Below are 14,862 nucleotides of genomic sequence, written 5' to 3'. Positions count from 1 at the left end.
GCTCCCGTCGGCTCACTCGCCGGGTTTGAAGGTGACCGGCAGCCGGGGTGGCGCTTCGCCGGTCGGGGGGACTTGCAGGGTCTTGAGGGCGAATTCCATGACCTTCTTGTAGATGGGGCCGCAGATCTGGCCGCCGAAGTAGCTGCCCCTGGTGGGGTTCTGGATGGCGCAGTAGACCGTGACACGTGGTTTGTCGGCGGGCGCGAAGCCGGCGAAGGAGGCGGTGTAGCCCTTGTACCGGCCGAGTTGGGGGTCGACGCGGTTGGCGGTGCCGGTCTTCCCGGCGACGCGGTAGCCGGGGATCGCGGCCTTGGTGCCGGTGCCCTCCTCGTCGCCGACGACCGACTCCAGCATCGCGGCCAGCGTCCTGGCGGTCTTCTCGCTGACGACCCGGGTCTCCTCGGGGGCGGGCGCCGGGGTGAACCGGCCGTCGGGGCCCTTCGTGCCGCGCACCAGGGTCGGTGCCACGCGTACGCCCCCGTTGGCGATGGTCGAGTAGACGGACGCCGCCTGCATGGCGTTGACCGACAGGCCCTGCCCGAAGGGGATCGTGTACTGCTGCGAGGTCGACCAGTCCTCCGGCTTGGCGAGGATGCCGGACGTCTCGCCGGGGTAGCCGAGGCCGGTGGGGCGGCCGATGCCGAACTTGCGCAGGTACGAGTGGAGGACGCGGTTGGCCTCGGCCTGGGTGTCGCCGAGCTGGCCGGTGGCCAGGATGGTGCCGATGTTGCTGGACTTGGCGAGGACGCCGTTGAGCGTCAGGTACCAGGTGGGGTGGTCGATGTCGTCCTTGAAGAGCCGGTCGCCGCGGTGCAGCCGGTTGGGCACGACGACATGGGTCGAGGGCGTCGCCGCGCCCTCCTCCAGGACGGCGGCCATCGACATGACCTTGCTGGTGGAGCCGGGCTCGTACGCGTCCTGCAGGGCCGCGTTGCCCATGGCGGCGGAGTCGGCCTGGGAGAGGTCGTTGGGGTCGAAGCCGGGGGCGTTGGCCATGGCCAGGACCTCGCCGGTGCGGACGTCCTGCACGATGACGTAGCCGCGGTCCGCGCGGGAGGCCTCGACCTGCTGGGTGATGGCCTGCTGGGCGGCCCACTGGATGTCCCGGTCGATGGTCAGCTCGATGTCGGAGCCGGGGACGGCCGGGGTCTCGCGTGCGCCGGCGGTGGGCACCCGGCGGCCGCCGGACTGGGCGTAGGTGATCTCGCCGTCCTTGCCGGCCAGCTCCTTCTCGAGCATGGACTCCAGTCCTCCGCCGCCGCGGCCGTCGGACCTGACGTAGCCCAGTATCCCGGCGGCGAGGCTGCCGTTGGGGTACACGCGTGTGCTGCTGGGTTCGTTGAAGACGCCCGCGAGGACGCTGACGCCGGGGCCGCCCTTGGCCTTCTCGGCGCGGGCCTTCTCGGCGAAGACGTTCTTCAGGTCCTTGATCTGCTTCCACACCTGCGGCGTCTGGCGGCGGGCCAGCAGCGCGTAGCGGGACTTGGGCGCCTTGAGCTTCTTGACCAGCTCGGCGGGGTCCTTGCCGAGGATGGGCGCGAGGAGGGCGGCGGCCTGCTCGGGCGCGTCGGGGGCCTTGCTCTCCTCGGGCGTGAACATCTTGGGGTCGGCGGTGATGTCGTACGCGTCGACGCTGGCGGCCAGCGCGATGCCGGCGCGGTCGGTGATCTCACCGCGCTCGGCGGTGAGCTTGTGGCTGAGGTAGCGGTTCTTCCCCGCCTTGGCGGCGTACGCGTCGGCGTCGACGGCCTGGACCTGGAGGAGCCGTACGACGAACGTCAGCATCACCAGCGTCAGGCCGAGGCTGACCAGCCGCAGCCGGGGCCGGGGGCTGGCGAGCCGGACCGTACGCGGCTGGGGCCGGGACTGCGGCCGGGCGGGCCCCCTCGACGGGCGCGGGCGGCCCTGGGCGGGGCGCGCGGGGGCCGGCACACGCCGGCGCGGGGGCGGGGGCTGCGTCGGGGGCACTCGTCACCTGCCGGGGGTGTTCGGGTACGCGGGCGGCTGCGCGGGCGGGGCTCCGGCCGGGCTGGGTACGCCGCGGACGGTGCCGTCGGGGTCGAGGAAGACGGGGCTGCCGCCGGGCACCATGCCGAGCTCGCGGGCCCGCCGCTCCAGGGCGTCGGGGGCGGAACGGTCGTCCACGTCCCGCTGGAGTTCCTGTTCCTCGTCGGTGAGTTCGGTGGTCCTCTTCTTGAGTTCGCTGAGCTTGAAGGAGCCCTCGTTGAGGGAGGAGTTGAGCAGCAGCAGGGTGATCAGCCCGCCGCCGAGGAGCAGCACGACCAGCAGGACGAAGGGGGTACGGGCGGCGGTACTGGGCCCGGACGGCATGAGCCGCGCGAGCCGCGCGGCCCGCCCCTTCAGAGGTCCCGCCTTGGTCACGTGTTCCTCTCCCTCGCTTCTCCGCCTGCTCGGCACAGAGGTGCGGCTTTCGTCGTCGTCCGCGGCCCGGCGGCCTCGCATGCGTCGCTCACAAGACGTCCTCCCTGATCCGTTCCGCCGCCCTGAACCGGGCGGGGGCTGCGCGGCGGTTCTCGGCGACCTCCTCCTCGGTGGGCAGCTCCGCGCCGCGGGTCAGCAGCTTCAGGCGCGGCTGGTACTGCTCGGGTACGACGGGCAGGCCGGGCGGTGCGGTGGTGGCGGCGCCCGCCGCGAAGACCTGCTTGACCAGCCGGTCCTCCAGCGAGTGGTACGACAGGACGGCGATCCGGCCGCCGACCGCGAGGGCCTTCACGGCGGCGGGGATGGCCCGTTCCAGGACCGACAGTTCGCCGTTGACCTCGATGCGCAGGGCCTGGAAGGTGCGCTTGGCGGGGTTGCCGCCGGTGCGCTTGGCGGCCTGCGGCAGGGCGTTGCGGATCAGCTCCACCAGCCGGGCGCTGTGGGTGAACGGTTCCTTCTCCCGCTCCCGTACGATCGCCGCCACGATCCGCTTGGCCTGCTTCTCCTCGCCGTACTGGCGCAGGATGCGGACCAGTTCGCCGGGCGGGTAGGTGTTGAGGACCTCGGCGGCGCTGATGCCGGTCGTCTGGTCCATGCGCATGTCGAGCGGGGCGTCCTGGGCGTACGCGAAGCCGCGGTCCGCCTCGTCGAGCTGCATGGAGGAGACGCCGAGGTCGAACAGGACGCCCTGGACGCGCGGGACCGAGAGGCGTTCGAGGACCTCGGGCAGCTCGTCGTAGACGGCGTGTACGAGGGTGGCGCGGTCGCCGAACTTTGCGAGCCGCTCGCCGGAGAGCCGCAGCGCCTCGGTGTCCCGGTCCAGGGCGATCAGCCGCGCCTCGGGGAAGCGGGTCAGCAGCGCCTCGCTGTGGCCGCCGAGGCCGAGGGTGCAGTCGACGACCACGGCGCCCGGCTTCCCCAGGGCGGGGGCCAGCATGTCCAGGCACCGCCGGAGCATCACCGGGACGTGTCGGCTCTCGCTGCGCTCGCTCATGCGCCCTCTCAGATCCGGCGCGGCCGTACGCGCTGCCGGGCCGGCGCCGGGTCGGGCGTCGGCCGACCCGGTGAGCGGGAGGAGGCCGAGCCGTACGTACCGCCGCACACGCGGGGGAGAAACTGCGGAATTCTCTGGGATTCGCTCAATGTCTCCGTGAACTTCGCGTCACTTTAGTCCACTCCCCCGCCCGGTCAATCAACCGGGCAGCGCGTCGCACGGCCCGTCCGCGCAAGGGGGCCATTCCCGGGCGGCTCACCCGTACGGGGTCAATCCCCTCACCCCTGTGGGGTAGCTCACACCAAGATACGTTGACGCTCTTTGTCCCCTCTCACCACCGGTGCCCGTCCGCTGTGACGGTTAACGTCGGTGACATGTCGACTTCTGCGCATTCCTCGACCCGCGATGTACGCACCGCCGGCACGGTCACCGACCGTCTCGTCGAGGCGAACGAGCGCTACGCCGCCGGCTTCGAGGACCCCGGGATGGACGCGCGGCCCGTGCTCCAGGTCGCCGTGGTCGCCTGCATGGACGCCCGCCTCGACCTGCACGCCGCGCTCGGCCTGGAGCTGGGCGACTGCCACACCATCCGCAACGCGGGCGGCGTGGTCACCGACGACGTGATCCGCTCGCTCACCATCAGCCAGCGCGCGCTCGGCACCCGCAGCGTGATGCTGGTGCACCACACGGGCTGCGGCCTGGAGATCCTGACCGAGGAGTTCCGGCAGGAGCTGGAGACCGAGGTCGGGCAGCGGCCGACGTGGGCCGTCGAGTCGTTCCGCGACGTCGACCAGGACGTGCGGCAGTCGATGCAGCGGGTGCGCACGTCGCCGTTCCTGCTTCACACCGACGACGTGCGCGGCTTCGTGTTCGACGTGCACACGGGTCTGCTGCGCGAGATCGACGCCGCCGCCGTCACCGCCGACGCCGCTTCCTGACCGGGCCCACCGCGCGTCTCCGGGCGCCTTTCGGGCGGCTTCGGGCAGTTCCGCGCGCCTTCGGGCAGCTCCGCGAATTTCTGCGAATTTTCGCGGCCCGGCACTACCCGAAAGCACCGCAACCTCCGACATATCGACCCTGGTTATCCACAGGCCGACGGTGGCCGAGTGACAGCCACGGGCAACGCCAACAACAATGCGGGGGTGACACCTTCGCTGAATGGTTCGGAGACGGTGTCCGTGTTTCAAGGGTGGGCCGGGCCGTCAGCCGCGCACGGCCCATGGAACGGGCCGAGGAGGGCCGGGTGACGACCTATGACGATCGTTATGACGATCGAGCGAGCCTCACAGATCTGACCGCCACAGCGGAGCGTGTCCGCAGGTCGGTCGAGGCTGTGATCGAGGGCAAGCCTGAGGTCGTACGGCTTTCGCTGACCGTGCTGCTCGCCGAGGGACACCTCCTCATCGAGGACGTGCCCGGCGTCGGCAAGACCATGCTGGCCAAGGCGCTGGCGCGGTCCATCGACTGTTCGGTCCGGCGTATCCAGTTCACGCCCGACCTGCTGCCCTCGGACATCACCGGTGTCTCGATATACGACCAGCAGCGCCGCGACTTCGAGTTCAAGCCGGGAGCGATCTTCGCGCAGATCGTGATCGGCGACGAGATCAACCGCGCCTCGCCGAAGACCCAGTCCGCGCTGCTGGAGTCGATGGAGGAGCGCCAGGTCACCATCGACGGGCAGACCTACGAACTGCCCAGCCCCTTCATGGTGGTGGCCACCCAGAACCCGGTGGAGATGGAGGGCACCTATCCGCTGCCCGAGGCCCAGCGCGACCGCTTCATGGCACGCGTCTCGATGGGCTACCCGAGCCCCGAGGCCGAGCTGGCGATGCTCGACGTCCACGGCTCCGTGTCGCCGCTCGACGACCTCCAGCCGGTGGCGCACGCGCACGACATCGTGAAGCTCGTCGACGCGGTCCGGTCGGTCCATGTCGCCGAGGCCGTCCGGCGGTACGCCGTGGACCTGGTCTCCGCGACCCGCAGCCACCCGGAGCTCCGGCTCGGCGCCTCGCCGCGCGCCACGCTGCACCTGCTGCGCGCCGCCAAGGCCTCGGCCGCGCTCCAGGGCCGGGACTACGCCCTGCCGGACGACGTCCAGGCGCTGGCCGTCGCGGTCCTGGCGCACCGGCTGCTGCCGACCGCGCAGGCGCAGCTGAACCGGCGCACCTCCGAGCAGGTGGTGCTGGAGATACTCCAGCGCATCCCGGTGCCGACGGCCGCCCAGCAGCCGGCCGCCCCGGCTCCGATGCCGGGTGCCGGTCCGGCTCCGCTCTACGGCCGGCAGCAGCCCGGCGTACGGCGGCTTTGATGGCGGCCTCCGGGCCCGCCGCCGACGGCGCGGGCACGGGCGGCGACGGCAGGGGCGGGGAGAGCAGAGGCGGCGGGGCACGGGCCGCCCTCGGCGGGCTGACCACGCGCGGCCGGTCGTTCCTCGCGGCCGGTGTCGCGGCGGTGATCTGCGCCTACGTGCTGGGCCAGGGCGACCTGCTGCGGGTCGGGCTGCTGCTCGCCGTGCTGCCGCTGGTGTGCGTGGTCGTGCTCTACCGCACCCGCTACCGGGTGGTGGCCGGACGGCGGCTGAGCCCGCAGCGGGTTCCCGCCGGGGCGGAGGCGCGGGTGCACCTGCGCATGGACAACGTCTCGCGGCTGCCCACCGGGCTGCTGATGCTCCAGGACCACGTGCCGTACGTGCTGGGGCCGCGGCCCCGGTTCGTGCTGGACCGGGTCGAGGCGGGCGGGCGCCGCGAGGTGTCGTACCGGGTCCGCTCCGACCTGCGCGGCCGCTATCCGCTGGGGCCGTTGCAGCTGCGGCTGAACGACCCGTTCGGCATGTGCGAGCTGACCCGTTCGTTCAGCGCCTACGACACACTCACGGTCGTACCGCGCACGGAACCGCTGCCGCCGGTGCGGCTGGCGGGCGACGCGCCGGGGTACGGCGACGGGCGGCAGCGCGCGCTGGCGGTCGCCGGCGACGACGACGTCATCCCGCGCGAGTACCGCTACGGCGACGACCTGCGGCGGGTGCACTGGCGCTCCACCGCCCGCTACGGCGAGCTGATGGTGCGGCGCGAGGAGCAGCCGCACCGGGCCAGGTGCACGGTGCTGCTGGACACCCGCGCGGTGGCGTACCAGGGCGGCGGGCCGGACTCGGCCTTCGAGTGGGCGGTCACGGGCGCGGCCTCCGTGCTGGTGCACATGCTGGAGCGGGGCTTCGAGGTGCGGTTGCTGACGGACACCGGGAGCCCGCTGCCCGGTGCGGGCTCGGACGGCTTCGTCGGTGCCACGCAGGACTCGGCGGACGCCGCCGGGCTGCTGATGGACACGCTCGCGGTCGTGGACCACTCCGACGGCCTTGGCCTGTCGCGCGCGTACGACGTGCTGCGCCTCGGGAGCGAGGGGCTGCTGGTCGCCTTCGTCGGCGACCTCGACGAGGAGCAGGCGGCGGTGGCCGCCCGGATGCGGCAGCGCAGCGGCGCGGCGGTCGCCTTCGTCCTCGACAGCGGCGCCTGGCTGTCCGGCGGTGAGGTGCCGGGGACCGCCGAGGACAGCGTCCGCCGCCTGACCGAGGCGGGGTGGACCGCGCTGGCCGTGGCGCCGGGTGCGTCACTGGCCGGCCTGTGGCGGCTCGCCGGGCACTCGCGGATGGAGTCGGGCGCGCCGGGCGGCGGCTCGACAGGGTCTTCAGGGGGTTGGTCATGAGCGGTCGCGCGAGGCTGGCGCTGTGCGCGTACGCCGCCACGCTGATGGCGTCGGGTGCGCTGCTGCCGCTGGTGCTCCAGGTCGGCTGGTTCGTGCAGGCGGCGCTGCTGCTGGCGGTCCTGAGCGGGGCGGGCGCGCTGGTGCGGCGGTTCACGCCGGCCAGGGCGCTGGCCCTGGTGGCCCAGGCCGTGCTGGCCCTGATGACGCTGACGGTGGTCTTCGCCCGCGAGCAGGCGGTGGCCGGTGTGCTGCCGGGGCCGGAGGCGGTCCAGCGGCTCGCCGCGCTGCTGCAGGCCGGCGCCGAGGACGTCGGGCAGTACGCGACGCCCGCGCCCGCGACCGACGGCATCCGGCTGATGCTGATCGGCGGGGTGCTGCTGATCGGGCTGGCGGTGGACGCGCTGGCGGTGACGTTCCGCAGCGCCGCTCCCGCGGGGCTGCCGCTGCTCGCGCTGTACTCGGTGGCCGCCGGCCTGTCCGACGGCGGTTCCACCTGGCCGTGGTTCCTGCTGGCCGCCTCCGGCTATCTGCTGCTCCTGCTGGCGGAGGGCCGGGACCGGATCTCCCAGTGGGGCCGGGTCTTCGGCGGCGCGCCGGCGAAGCCGGCGGGGCGCGCCGGGACCGGGTTCCCGGCGTCGGGCGGCGGTACCGCTCCGGTGCGTACGGGGCGGCGGATCGGCGTGGTGGCCCTCGGTATCGCACTGGTGGTGCCGGCCGCGCTGCCCTCGCTCAGCGGCGGGCTGCTGGCCGAGGCGGGCACCGGCGGGAGCGGGGGCGGCGGGGGCACGATCTCCGCGGTCAACCCGCTGGTGTCGCTGCAGAACGACCTGAACCAGCCGGAGGACCGGGAGGTGCTGCGCTACCGCACCAACGCCCCGGACTCCTCGGACATGTACCTGCGGATGGTGACGCTCGACCGGTTCGACGGCACCTCCTGGAAGTCGTCGGAGCGCAGGGTCGGGGACGTACCGGAGCAGCTGCCCCGGCCGCAGGGGCTCGGCTATGACGTCGAGACGTCGTCGGTGACCACCAACTTCACGGCCGCCGACTCCTACGAGCAGAAGTGGCTGCCGTTGCCCTACCCGGCGACGGCCGTCGACATCGAGGGCCGCTGGAGGTACGAGCCGGAGGGGCGGATGCTCGTCGGGGACGACGGGCAGACCACCCGGGGCACGCAGTACTCCGTGACGAGCCTGGTCCTGAAACCGACGCCGAGCCGGCTGGCGAACGCGCCGGCGCCGCCGGAGTCGGTGGTGCGCGAGTACACGAGCGTGCCGGAGTCCCTGCCCGAGGACGTGCGGACGACCGCGCGGGAGGTGACCATGGGCGCGGGCAGCGACTACGAGCGGGCCGTGAAGCTGCAGGACTGGTTCGCCGTGGAAGGCGGGTTCACCTACGACACCGAGGTGGATTCGGGCACGGGCGTCGCCGCGGTCTCCCGGTTCCTGAGGGACAAGGAGGGCTTCTGCGTCCACTTCTCCTTCTCGATGGCGGCGATGGCCCGGACGCTGGGGATACCGGCGCGGGTGGCGGTCGGCTTCACGCCGGGGACGCAGCAGGGCGGCGGTGTCATGTCCGTCGGCATACGCGACGCGCACGCCTGGCCGGAGCTGTACTTCGACGGGGTGGGCTGGCTCCGGTTCGAGCCGACGCCGACGCGGGGCACGGCGCCCGAGTACACCCGGCCGCAGGCGCCATCGGGTGCGACGCCCACCCCGGTGCGGCCCGAGGCGAGCGCCTCCGCCGCGCCGTCGCCGACGCCCTCCTCGGACCCGAGCTGCACGCCCCAGATGCGGCGTCTGGACGAGTGCGGCGAGGCCGCGGCGCCGGGCGAACTGCCGCCCGCCGATCCGGGTACGCCGGTCGGGACGGTGCTGCTGGCCGCGCTCGGTGTGGCGGCGGTCGCGCTGATACCGCTGCTGCCGATGCTGTGGCGGACACGGGTCCGGGCGCGCCGGCTGTCGTCGGGCGGACGCGGCGGCCGTACCGCCGAGGACGCGGGGGCCCGGACGCTGGCGGCCTGGCGGGAGGTCGTCGACACGGCCTGGGACCACGGCATCGTCCCGGACGAGTCGCGCACGCCCCGCAGCACGGCCGAGCGCATCGTGCGCCTGGGCGGGCTGGAGGGCGGACCGGCCGAGGCGGTGCACCGGATGGCGAGCGCGGTGGAGCAGGTGCTCTACGCACCGTGGCCGCGCCCGGCGAGCGGGCTCGCCGAGGACGCCGCCCGGGTACGGACCGGGCTGCGGGCCGCGCTCGGCCCGGCGGCCCGCCTGCGCGCGACGCTGGTGCCGCGCTCAGCCGTCCGGGTGCTGTGGGCGGTCTCGGAGCGCTGGGCGACGGTCATGGACCGGTGGGCGGCGAGCCGCCGCCGGGTGGCCGACCGGTGGTCGGCCCTGCTGCGCCGGCCGTCCCGGCAGCGCGGCTGAGCCGGGGCAGAGACGGCACGGATACGGATACGGATACGGGTGAGGGGTGACCGCTGGGAAGCGGTCACCCCTCACCCGTGGAAGCGTGGAAGAAGCGCGTGGAGTCGGACGAGTGATGTCTGCGGCGCGCTCAGTGGCCCTGCTCGTCGCGGCGGCGCTGCCACCGCTCTTCGATCCGGTCCATCATCGAGCGGCGCTGCCGGGGCTGCCGGCCCGGGGCCGCGCCTCCTGGTGACTGCTGCTGCTCGCCGGGCTTGGGCGCCTTGCGCCAGCCGGTGACCGCCAGGACCGCACAGCCGAGCATGACGAGAAAACCCACCACGCTGATCCAGATTTGCTGGGCGACCATTCCGGCCATGAGGAGCGCGATACCCACCAGGAAGCCGGCGACCGCCTGGTAGACCCGTCGCCGGGTGTACGTACGCAGCCCGCTTCCCTCGAGCGCTGTCGCGAACTTGGGATCTTCGGCGTACAGCGCTCGCTCCATCTGCTCGAGCATTCGCTGCTCGTGCTCCGAGAGCGGCACGGAGTCCTCCTCGTCGTCGGTCGCGGGGGGCGACCGGTATGCGGCCCTTTCAGGATAGGCAGGGAATCGCCCCCGTGAAACCCGCCCTCAATGCCAAATCACCGATCGGGCCGCCATGCCGGTTCGGCTGGTGAGGCGTTGATTCCCCGTCCTCCGAACCGTCATGCCGGATGGTGTCCCTCGATCATACGGGGATCCGGCGGCGATCGGGGGGCCTGTGACGTACTCCGTCCGCCGCTGCTCCGCTGATCAGCCCGCTGCCCGCGTCAGCCGCGCTTTTCACCCAGGACGTGCAGCTGGGTGGCGACCGACTGGAAGGCGGGCAGTTCGGCGGCGGCGGCTTCCAGCCGGAGCAGCGCCTCCAGGGCGCCGGGCTCGGTGTCCACGAGCACGCCGGGGACCAGATCGGCGAAGACACGCACGCCGTGGACCGCGCCGACCTCCACACCGGCGGCCGCGACGGCCTCGGTGAGCTGGTCGACGGTGAAGCGGCGGGGCACCGGGTCGCCCTCGCCCCAGCGGCCGGCCGGGTCGGTCAGCGCGTGGCGGGCCTCGGTGAAGTGGCCGGCGAGCGCGCGGGCCAGGACGGCGCCGCCCAGGCCGGCGGCGAGCAGGCTCAGTGCACCGCCCGGGCGCAGGGCCTCGACCGCGTGGCGCACGCCCTCCGCCGGATCGTCGACGTACTCCAGGACGCCGTGGCACAGCACCGCGTCGTAGCCGCCGCGCTCGACGACGTCGAACAGGCCGTGGATGTCGCCCTGGACACCGTTGACCCGGTCGGCGACCCCCGCCTCGGCGGCGCGGCGCTCCAGGGCGAACAGGGCGTTGGGGCTGGGGTCGACGACGGTGACGCGGTGGCCGAGGCGGGCCACGGGCACGGCGAAGTTGCCGCTGCCGCCACCGGTGTCGAGGACGTCCAGGCTGTCTTTCCCGGCCGCCTTGACCCTGCGGTCGAGGGCGTCCTCGAGAACGTCCCACACCACGGCGGTACGAAGGGAGGCGCGGGGGCGCTGCGGGTCCGACACGGCAGTTGACTCCTCGGGAGGGTTGCGAACGCATCCCACCCTATGGCCTTACGTGCGATCTTCGGTCAACCCTGGGCGTCCTCCTCCCCCGGCCTTCCCGCTCGCGGACGCGGCAGGGCGGGCTGGAGCGCGAGCAGCCGCTCCACCAGGCGTATGAACACGGCGACGTCGCGGATCAGGTCGTCGGCGTCCCGGGCGCCGGCCGCGCCCGGTATCCCCGCTTCGGCGCGCGCCCTGCGGGCCGCTCCGGCGGCGAACAGGGCGCTCCACTCGTCCAGCTCGGGGGCGATCTCGGGCAGCACGTCCCAGGCGCTGCGGATCTGCTGCCGCTTGCGCGGGGTGGATTCGGGGCGCCCACGCGCGGCGAGGACCGCGGCGGCGGTGCGCAGGGCGGCGAGGTGGGCCGTGGCGTACCGCTCGTTGGGGCTGTCGAGGGAGCCCGCCTCGTCGAGTCCGGCGCGGGCCTTGGCGAGCAGGTCGAGTGCGGCGGGCGGTGCGGAGGAGCGCCGCGGCACGGGGTGGACGTCGCGCGCTGCCGCGTTCGAGCTGCCGGGCATGACGAACCTCCTGTCGTCGTGTGACGGCGCTGTGGCCGTATGTGTCCATCGTGCAGTCCACCACTGACAATCGGCGCTGACCTGGGATTTTGCCTCGCGCGCACGTTCGCAGTAGTTTTTGCACTGACTGGTCAGTTCAAAATCTCTGGGGGAGGCCGCGTGGACAGCGACGACGACCACGACGACGACCGGGACACCGTGGAAAAGGCCGCGGAGGCCGCCGACACTGCCGAAGCCACCGAGGCCGCCGAAGGCACCGAGGCCGCCGAGGCCACGGAGAGCGCTCGGGCGGCCGAGGCCGAGGAGCCCGCCGAAAGCACCCCGGCGGCCCAGGCGGCCCCTACGACCCCGGCGCCCGCAACGGCCGAAAAGGCCGAGGCCGCGCGCGGCGCGGTCCTCCTCGTCGAGGGCCTGGGGATGAAGGGGCCACGGGGGTGGGTCTTCCGGGGGGTGTCCGTGAAGGCGGAACCCGGGGCGCTCGTCACCATCGAGGGGCCGTCCGGCTCCGGTCGCACCTGCCTGCTGCTGGCCCTCACGGGCCGCATGCGCCCCACCGAGGGCCACGCCGAGGTCGGCGGCCTGCCGCTGCCCCGCAAGATGGCCGCCGTGCGCCGCATCAGCGCGCTGGGGCACGTGCCCGGGGTCAGCGACCTCGACCCGGCGTTCACCGTCGCCGAGCACCTGCGCGAGCGCGCGCTGCTCCAGCGCCACTTCGACGCCTCGCCGCGGGCCCTGCTGCGCACCCTGCTGCGCCCGCGGGCCGAGCGCGCCGCCGCCTCCCGCGCCCGCATCGAAGCGGCGCTCCAGGCCGCCGGGCTGGACACGGCCACGCTGCCCAAGGGCGAGCGCACCTCCGTCCGCGATCTGGAGCGGCTGGAGGCCCTGCGCCTGTCCGTCGCCCTCGCCCTCATCGGCGAACCGCGCCTGCTGGCCGTCGACGACGCCGACCTCAAGCTCTCCGACGCCGACCGCGTCCAGGCCTGGTCGATGCTGCGGTCCATAGCCGCCGGCGGCACCACCGTGCTCGCCGTGTGCAGTGAGGCCCCCGGGAACACGATCACGATCCGCACCACCGAGTCCGAGGAGGGGGCGGCCGATGCGCTCGCCGAAACTGGCCGCGCTTGAGCTGAAGCGGTTCGGCAGGGGCAAGCTGCCGCGCGCCGCACTCGTCGCGATCCTGCTGCTGCCGCTCCTGTACGGCGCGCTGTACCTGTGGTCCTTCTGGGACCCGTACGGCAGGCTCGACAAGATCCCCGTGGCGCTCGTCAACGAGGACAAGGGCGCCACCGCCGACGGCAAGAAGCTCAACGCCGGCGACGAGATCACCGAGAACCTGCGCGACAGCAAGGTCTTCGACTGGCACGAGGTGAGCGACGCCGAGGCCCGGGAGGGCGTGGAGGACGGCACGTACTACCTGTCGCTGACCATGCCGCACGACTTCAGCGAGCGGATCGCCTCCAGCTCCGGCGACTCGCCGGAGACGGGCGCCCTCCGGGTGCGTACGAACGACGCCAACAACTACATCGTCGGGCAGATCTCCCGGACGGTGTTCTCCGAGGTGCGCACCGCCGCCTCGACGAAGTCGTCCCGCTCCTTCCTGGACAAGATCTTCATCTCCTTCTCGGACATCCACGACGCGACCGAGAAGGCCGCCGAGGGCGCCGACCAGGTGAAGGAAGGCGTCGGCAAGGCCAAGAAGGGCTCCGAGGACCTGTCCAAGGGCCTGACGGACGCCAAGGAGGGCAGCGGCAAGCTGGCCGGCGGCCTGAAGGAGCTCGACAAGGGCGCGGGCCGGGTGGAGAACGGCGCCCGGGAGGTGGCGCAGGGCACCCAGCAGCTGGCCGACAAGGTCAACGGCGTGGCCGCCGACGTCCGCCCGTACCTGAAGGACAACGGCAAGAAGATCGGCGACTCGGCCCGGCTGGTCTCGGACCTGTCACAGGCCATGCGCCACAACCTCGACCTCATCGTGAAGACCGGCCCCACCGCGCGCGAGGGCGCCCACAAGGCGGCCGACGAGCTGGCGGCCATCCACAAGGAGCGCTGCGAGGACGCGCCGCTGCCCGACCCGCAGCTGTGCCCGGCCATGGCGCGCGCCAAGGTCTCGGCCGCCGACGTGGCGAAGATCGCCGACGACCTCCACGAGCTGTCGAAGGACGGCAACGGCGACCTGAAGAAGCTGGACGCGCAGCTGGCCGACCTCCAGAAGAGGGCCGACGCCCTCGCCAAGCGGGCGCCGAACCTGGACAGCGACCTCGCGGACGCCGTCAAGAAGATCAACGAGCTCAACAAGGGCGCCCACGCGGTCGCCGAGGGCGCCGACAAGGTGCACTCCGGCGTGACGAGCGCCAAGACGGGCTCCACCGATCTCGACACGGGCGTCGGCAAGCTCAAGAAGGGCGCCGGGGAGCTCAGCGGCGGTCTGTTCAAGCTCGCCGACGGCTCCACCGAGCTCGCCGCCGGCCTCAACGACGGCGTCGAGAAGATCCCGGACTACGACAAGGAGGCCCGGGACCGCCGCACCGAGGTGATGGCCGACCCGGTCAAGCTCGCCGCCCAGTCGCTGCACAAGGCGGACAACTACGGCACCGGCTTCGCCCCGTACTTCATCCCGCTCTCCCTCTGGGTGGGCGCCATGGTGGCGTACATGCTGATCCAGCCGCTCAACCGGCGCGCCCTCGCCGCCGGTGCCTCCGCCTGGCGGATCGCGCTGGCCGGCTGGCTCCCGGTCGCCACCATCGGCCTCCTCCAGGTGGCCGCCCTGATGTCCGTCCTGCACTGGGGCCTGGGTCTGAAGATGGCCAACGCCGCGCTGACGGTGGCCTTCCTGGCCCTGGTCACCTGCTGCTTCGCGGCGATCATCCAGTGGCTGAACGCCCGCTTCGGCGCGGCCGGCCGGATCCTGGTGCTGGCGCTGCTGATGCTCCAGCTGACCTCCGCGGGGGGCACGTACCCCGTACAGACCAGCCCGGGCTTCTTCAACGCGATCCACCCCTTCCTGCCGATGAGCTACGTCGTCGAGGCGCTGCGCCGCCTCATCACGGGCGGCGGTCTGGGCCCGGTCTGGCAGGCCTGCGCGGTCCTGGCGGCCTTCACCCTGGGCGCGCTGGCGCTGACGGCCGTCTCCGCCCGTCGCAAGCAGGTGTGGAGCCTGGACCGGCTTCACCCGGAGCTGACACTGTGACCGGTC

At 73.1% G+C, this 14,862-nt stretch carries 12 protein-coding genes; 6 read left to right on the top strand and 6 right to left on the bottom strand.

Features of this window, described 5'->3' with window-relative positions:
- Window positions 1-12: 12 nt before the first annotated feature.
- The 3 genes from ACZ42X_RS21900 to rsmH form a co-directional block, all read right to left on the bottom strand.
- Entirely contained in the window at window positions 13-1,968 is a 1,956-nt protein-coding gene (locus ACZ42X_RS21900) for a peptidoglycan D,D-transpeptidase FtsI family protein (RefSeq protein ID WP_468292577.1), read from the bottom strand.
- A 3-nt stretch (window positions 1,969-1,971) separates the two neighbouring features.
- Window positions 1,972-2,382 carry a cell division protein FtsL gene (gene ftsL / locus ACZ42X_RS21895; RefSeq protein ID WP_468292574.1) on the bottom strand — a complete coding sequence of 137 codons (411 nt, stop codon included), beginning with the start codon at window positions 2,380-2,382 and terminating at the stop codon, window positions 1,972-1,974.
- 88 nt (window positions 2,383-2,470) lie between these two features.
- Entirely contained in the window at window positions 2,471-3,436 is a 966-nt protein-coding gene (gene rsmH / locus ACZ42X_RS21890) for a 16S rRNA (cytosine(1402)-N(4))-methyltransferase RsmH (protein ID WP_361414538.1), read from the bottom strand.
- Between the two features lie 374 nt (window positions 3,437-3,810).
- On the opposite strand from rsmH, the gene ACZ42X_RS21885 reads away from it, so the two are divergent.
- The 4 genes from ACZ42X_RS21885 to ACZ42X_RS21870 all read left to right on the top strand — a co-directional run bounded on the left by ACZ42X_RS21885 (window position 3,811) and on the right by ACZ42X_RS21870 (window position 9,564).
- Complete coding sequence (locus tag ACZ42X_RS21885) at window positions 3,811-4,374, top strand: beta-class carbonic anhydrase (RefSeq protein ID WP_468292570.1); 564 nt, start codon at window positions 3,811-3,813, stop codon at window positions 4,372-4,374.
- Window positions 4,375-4,655: 281 nt separating this feature from the next.
- Window positions 4,656-5,744 carry an AAA family ATPase gene (locus ACZ42X_RS21880; protein WP_468292567.1) on the top strand — a complete coding sequence of 363 codons (1,089 nt, stop codon included), beginning with the start codon at window positions 4,656-4,658 and terminating at the stop codon, window positions 5,742-5,744.
- Window positions 5,744-7,135 carry a DUF58 domain-containing protein gene (locus tag ACZ42X_RS21875; RefSeq protein WP_468292565.1) on the top strand — a complete coding sequence of 464 codons (1,392 nt, stop codon included), beginning with the start codon at window positions 5,744-5,746 and terminating at the stop codon, window positions 7,133-7,135. Before ACZ42X_RS21880 ends, ACZ42X_RS21875 begins: the two co-directional genes overlap by 1 nt.
- Window positions 7,132-9,564, top strand: coding sequence for a transglutaminase TgpA family protein (locus ACZ42X_RS21870; RefSeq protein WP_468292562.1), 2,433 nt, complete (start codon window positions 7,132-7,134; stop codon window positions 9,562-9,564). The genes ACZ42X_RS21875 and ACZ42X_RS21870 overlap by 4 nt, the downstream gene beginning before the upstream one ends.
- 130 nt (window positions 9,565-9,694) lie before the next feature.
- Here the strand turns inward: ACZ42X_RS21870 and ACZ42X_RS21865 are convergent, their stop codons facing one another.
- From ACZ42X_RS21865 to ACZ42X_RS21855, 3 genes are all read right to left on the bottom strand, one after another.
- Window positions 9,695-10,090 (bottom strand): DUF3040 domain-containing protein, encoded by a 396-nt coding sequence (locus tag ACZ42X_RS21865; RefSeq protein WP_361414528.1) that lies wholly within the window; start codon window positions 10,088-10,090, stop codon window positions 9,695-9,697.
- A 266-nt stretch (window positions 10,091-10,356) separates the two neighbouring features.
- On the bottom strand, window positions 10,357-11,115 hold the full coding sequence (locus tag ACZ42X_RS21860) for a methyltransferase (protein WP_468292558.1): 759 nt from the start codon (window positions 11,113-11,115) through the stop codon (window positions 10,357-10,359).
- Window positions 11,116-11,180: 65 nt separating this feature from the next.
- The gene (locus ACZ42X_RS21855) at window positions 11,181-11,672 is read right to left on the bottom strand and encodes an SAV_6107 family HEPN domain-containing protein (RefSeq protein WP_468292555.1); all 492 of its coding nucleotides are present in this window, start codon (window positions 11,670-11,672) and stop codon (window positions 11,181-11,183) included.
- Window positions 11,673-12,089: 417 nt separating this feature from the next.
- On the opposite strand from ACZ42X_RS21855, the gene ACZ42X_RS21850 reads away from it, so the two are divergent.
- Window positions 12,090-12,797 carry an ATP-binding cassette domain-containing protein gene (locus tag ACZ42X_RS21850; RefSeq protein WP_468293387.1) on the top strand — a complete coding sequence of 236 codons (708 nt, stop codon included), beginning with the start codon at window positions 12,090-12,092 and terminating at the stop codon, window positions 12,795-12,797.
- Window positions 12,769-14,856, top strand: a complete 2,088-nt coding sequence (locus tag ACZ42X_RS21845; RefSeq protein ID WP_468292552.1) for a YhgE/Pip family protein — start codon at window positions 12,769-12,771, stop codon at window positions 14,854-14,856. Before ACZ42X_RS21850 ends, ACZ42X_RS21845 begins: the two co-directional genes overlap by 29 nt.
- Window positions 14,857-14,862 lie beyond the last annotated feature (6 nt).

Source organism: Streptomyces sp. NPDC030862, assembly GCF_055571835.1.
This window is presented reverse-complemented; position numbering and strand designations above follow the sequence as displayed.

What these genes read in the sequence shown, in the direction of transcription:
- rsmH (WP_361414538.1), bottom strand. Translation starts at nt 3,436, where the DNA reads ATGAGCGAGCGCAGCGAGAGCCGACACGTCCCGGTGATGCTCCGGCGG.
- ACZ42X_RS21885 (WP_468292570.1), top strand. Translation starts at nt 3,811, where the DNA reads ATGTCGACTTCTGCGCATTCCTCGACCCGCGATGTACGCACCGCCGGC.
- ACZ42X_RS21880 (WP_468292567.1), top strand. Translation starts at nt 4,656, where the DNA reads ATGGAACGGGCCGAGGAGGGCCGGGTGACGACCTATGACGATCGTTAT.
- ACZ42X_RS21875 (WP_468292565.1), top strand. Translation starts at nt 5,744, where the DNA reads ATGGCGGCCTCCGGGCCCGCCGCCGACGGCGCGGGCACGGGCGGCGAC.
- ACZ42X_RS21870 (WP_468292562.1), top strand. Translation starts at nt 7,132, where the DNA reads ATGAGCGGTCGCGCGAGGCTGGCGCTGTGCGCGTACGCCGCCACGCTG.
- ACZ42X_RS21855 (WP_468292555.1), bottom strand. Translation starts at nt 11,672, where the DNA reads ATGCCCGGCAGCTCGAACGCGGCAGCGCGCGACGTCCACCCCGTGCCG.
- ACZ42X_RS21850 (WP_468293387.1), top strand. Translation starts at nt 12,090, where the DNA reads ATGAAGGGGCCACGGGGGTGGGTCTTCCGGGGGGTGTCCGTGAAGGCG.
- ACZ42X_RS21845 (WP_468292552.1), top strand. Translation starts at nt 12,769, where the DNA reads ATGCGCTCGCCGAAACTGGCCGCGCTTGAGCTGAAGCGGTTCGGCAGG.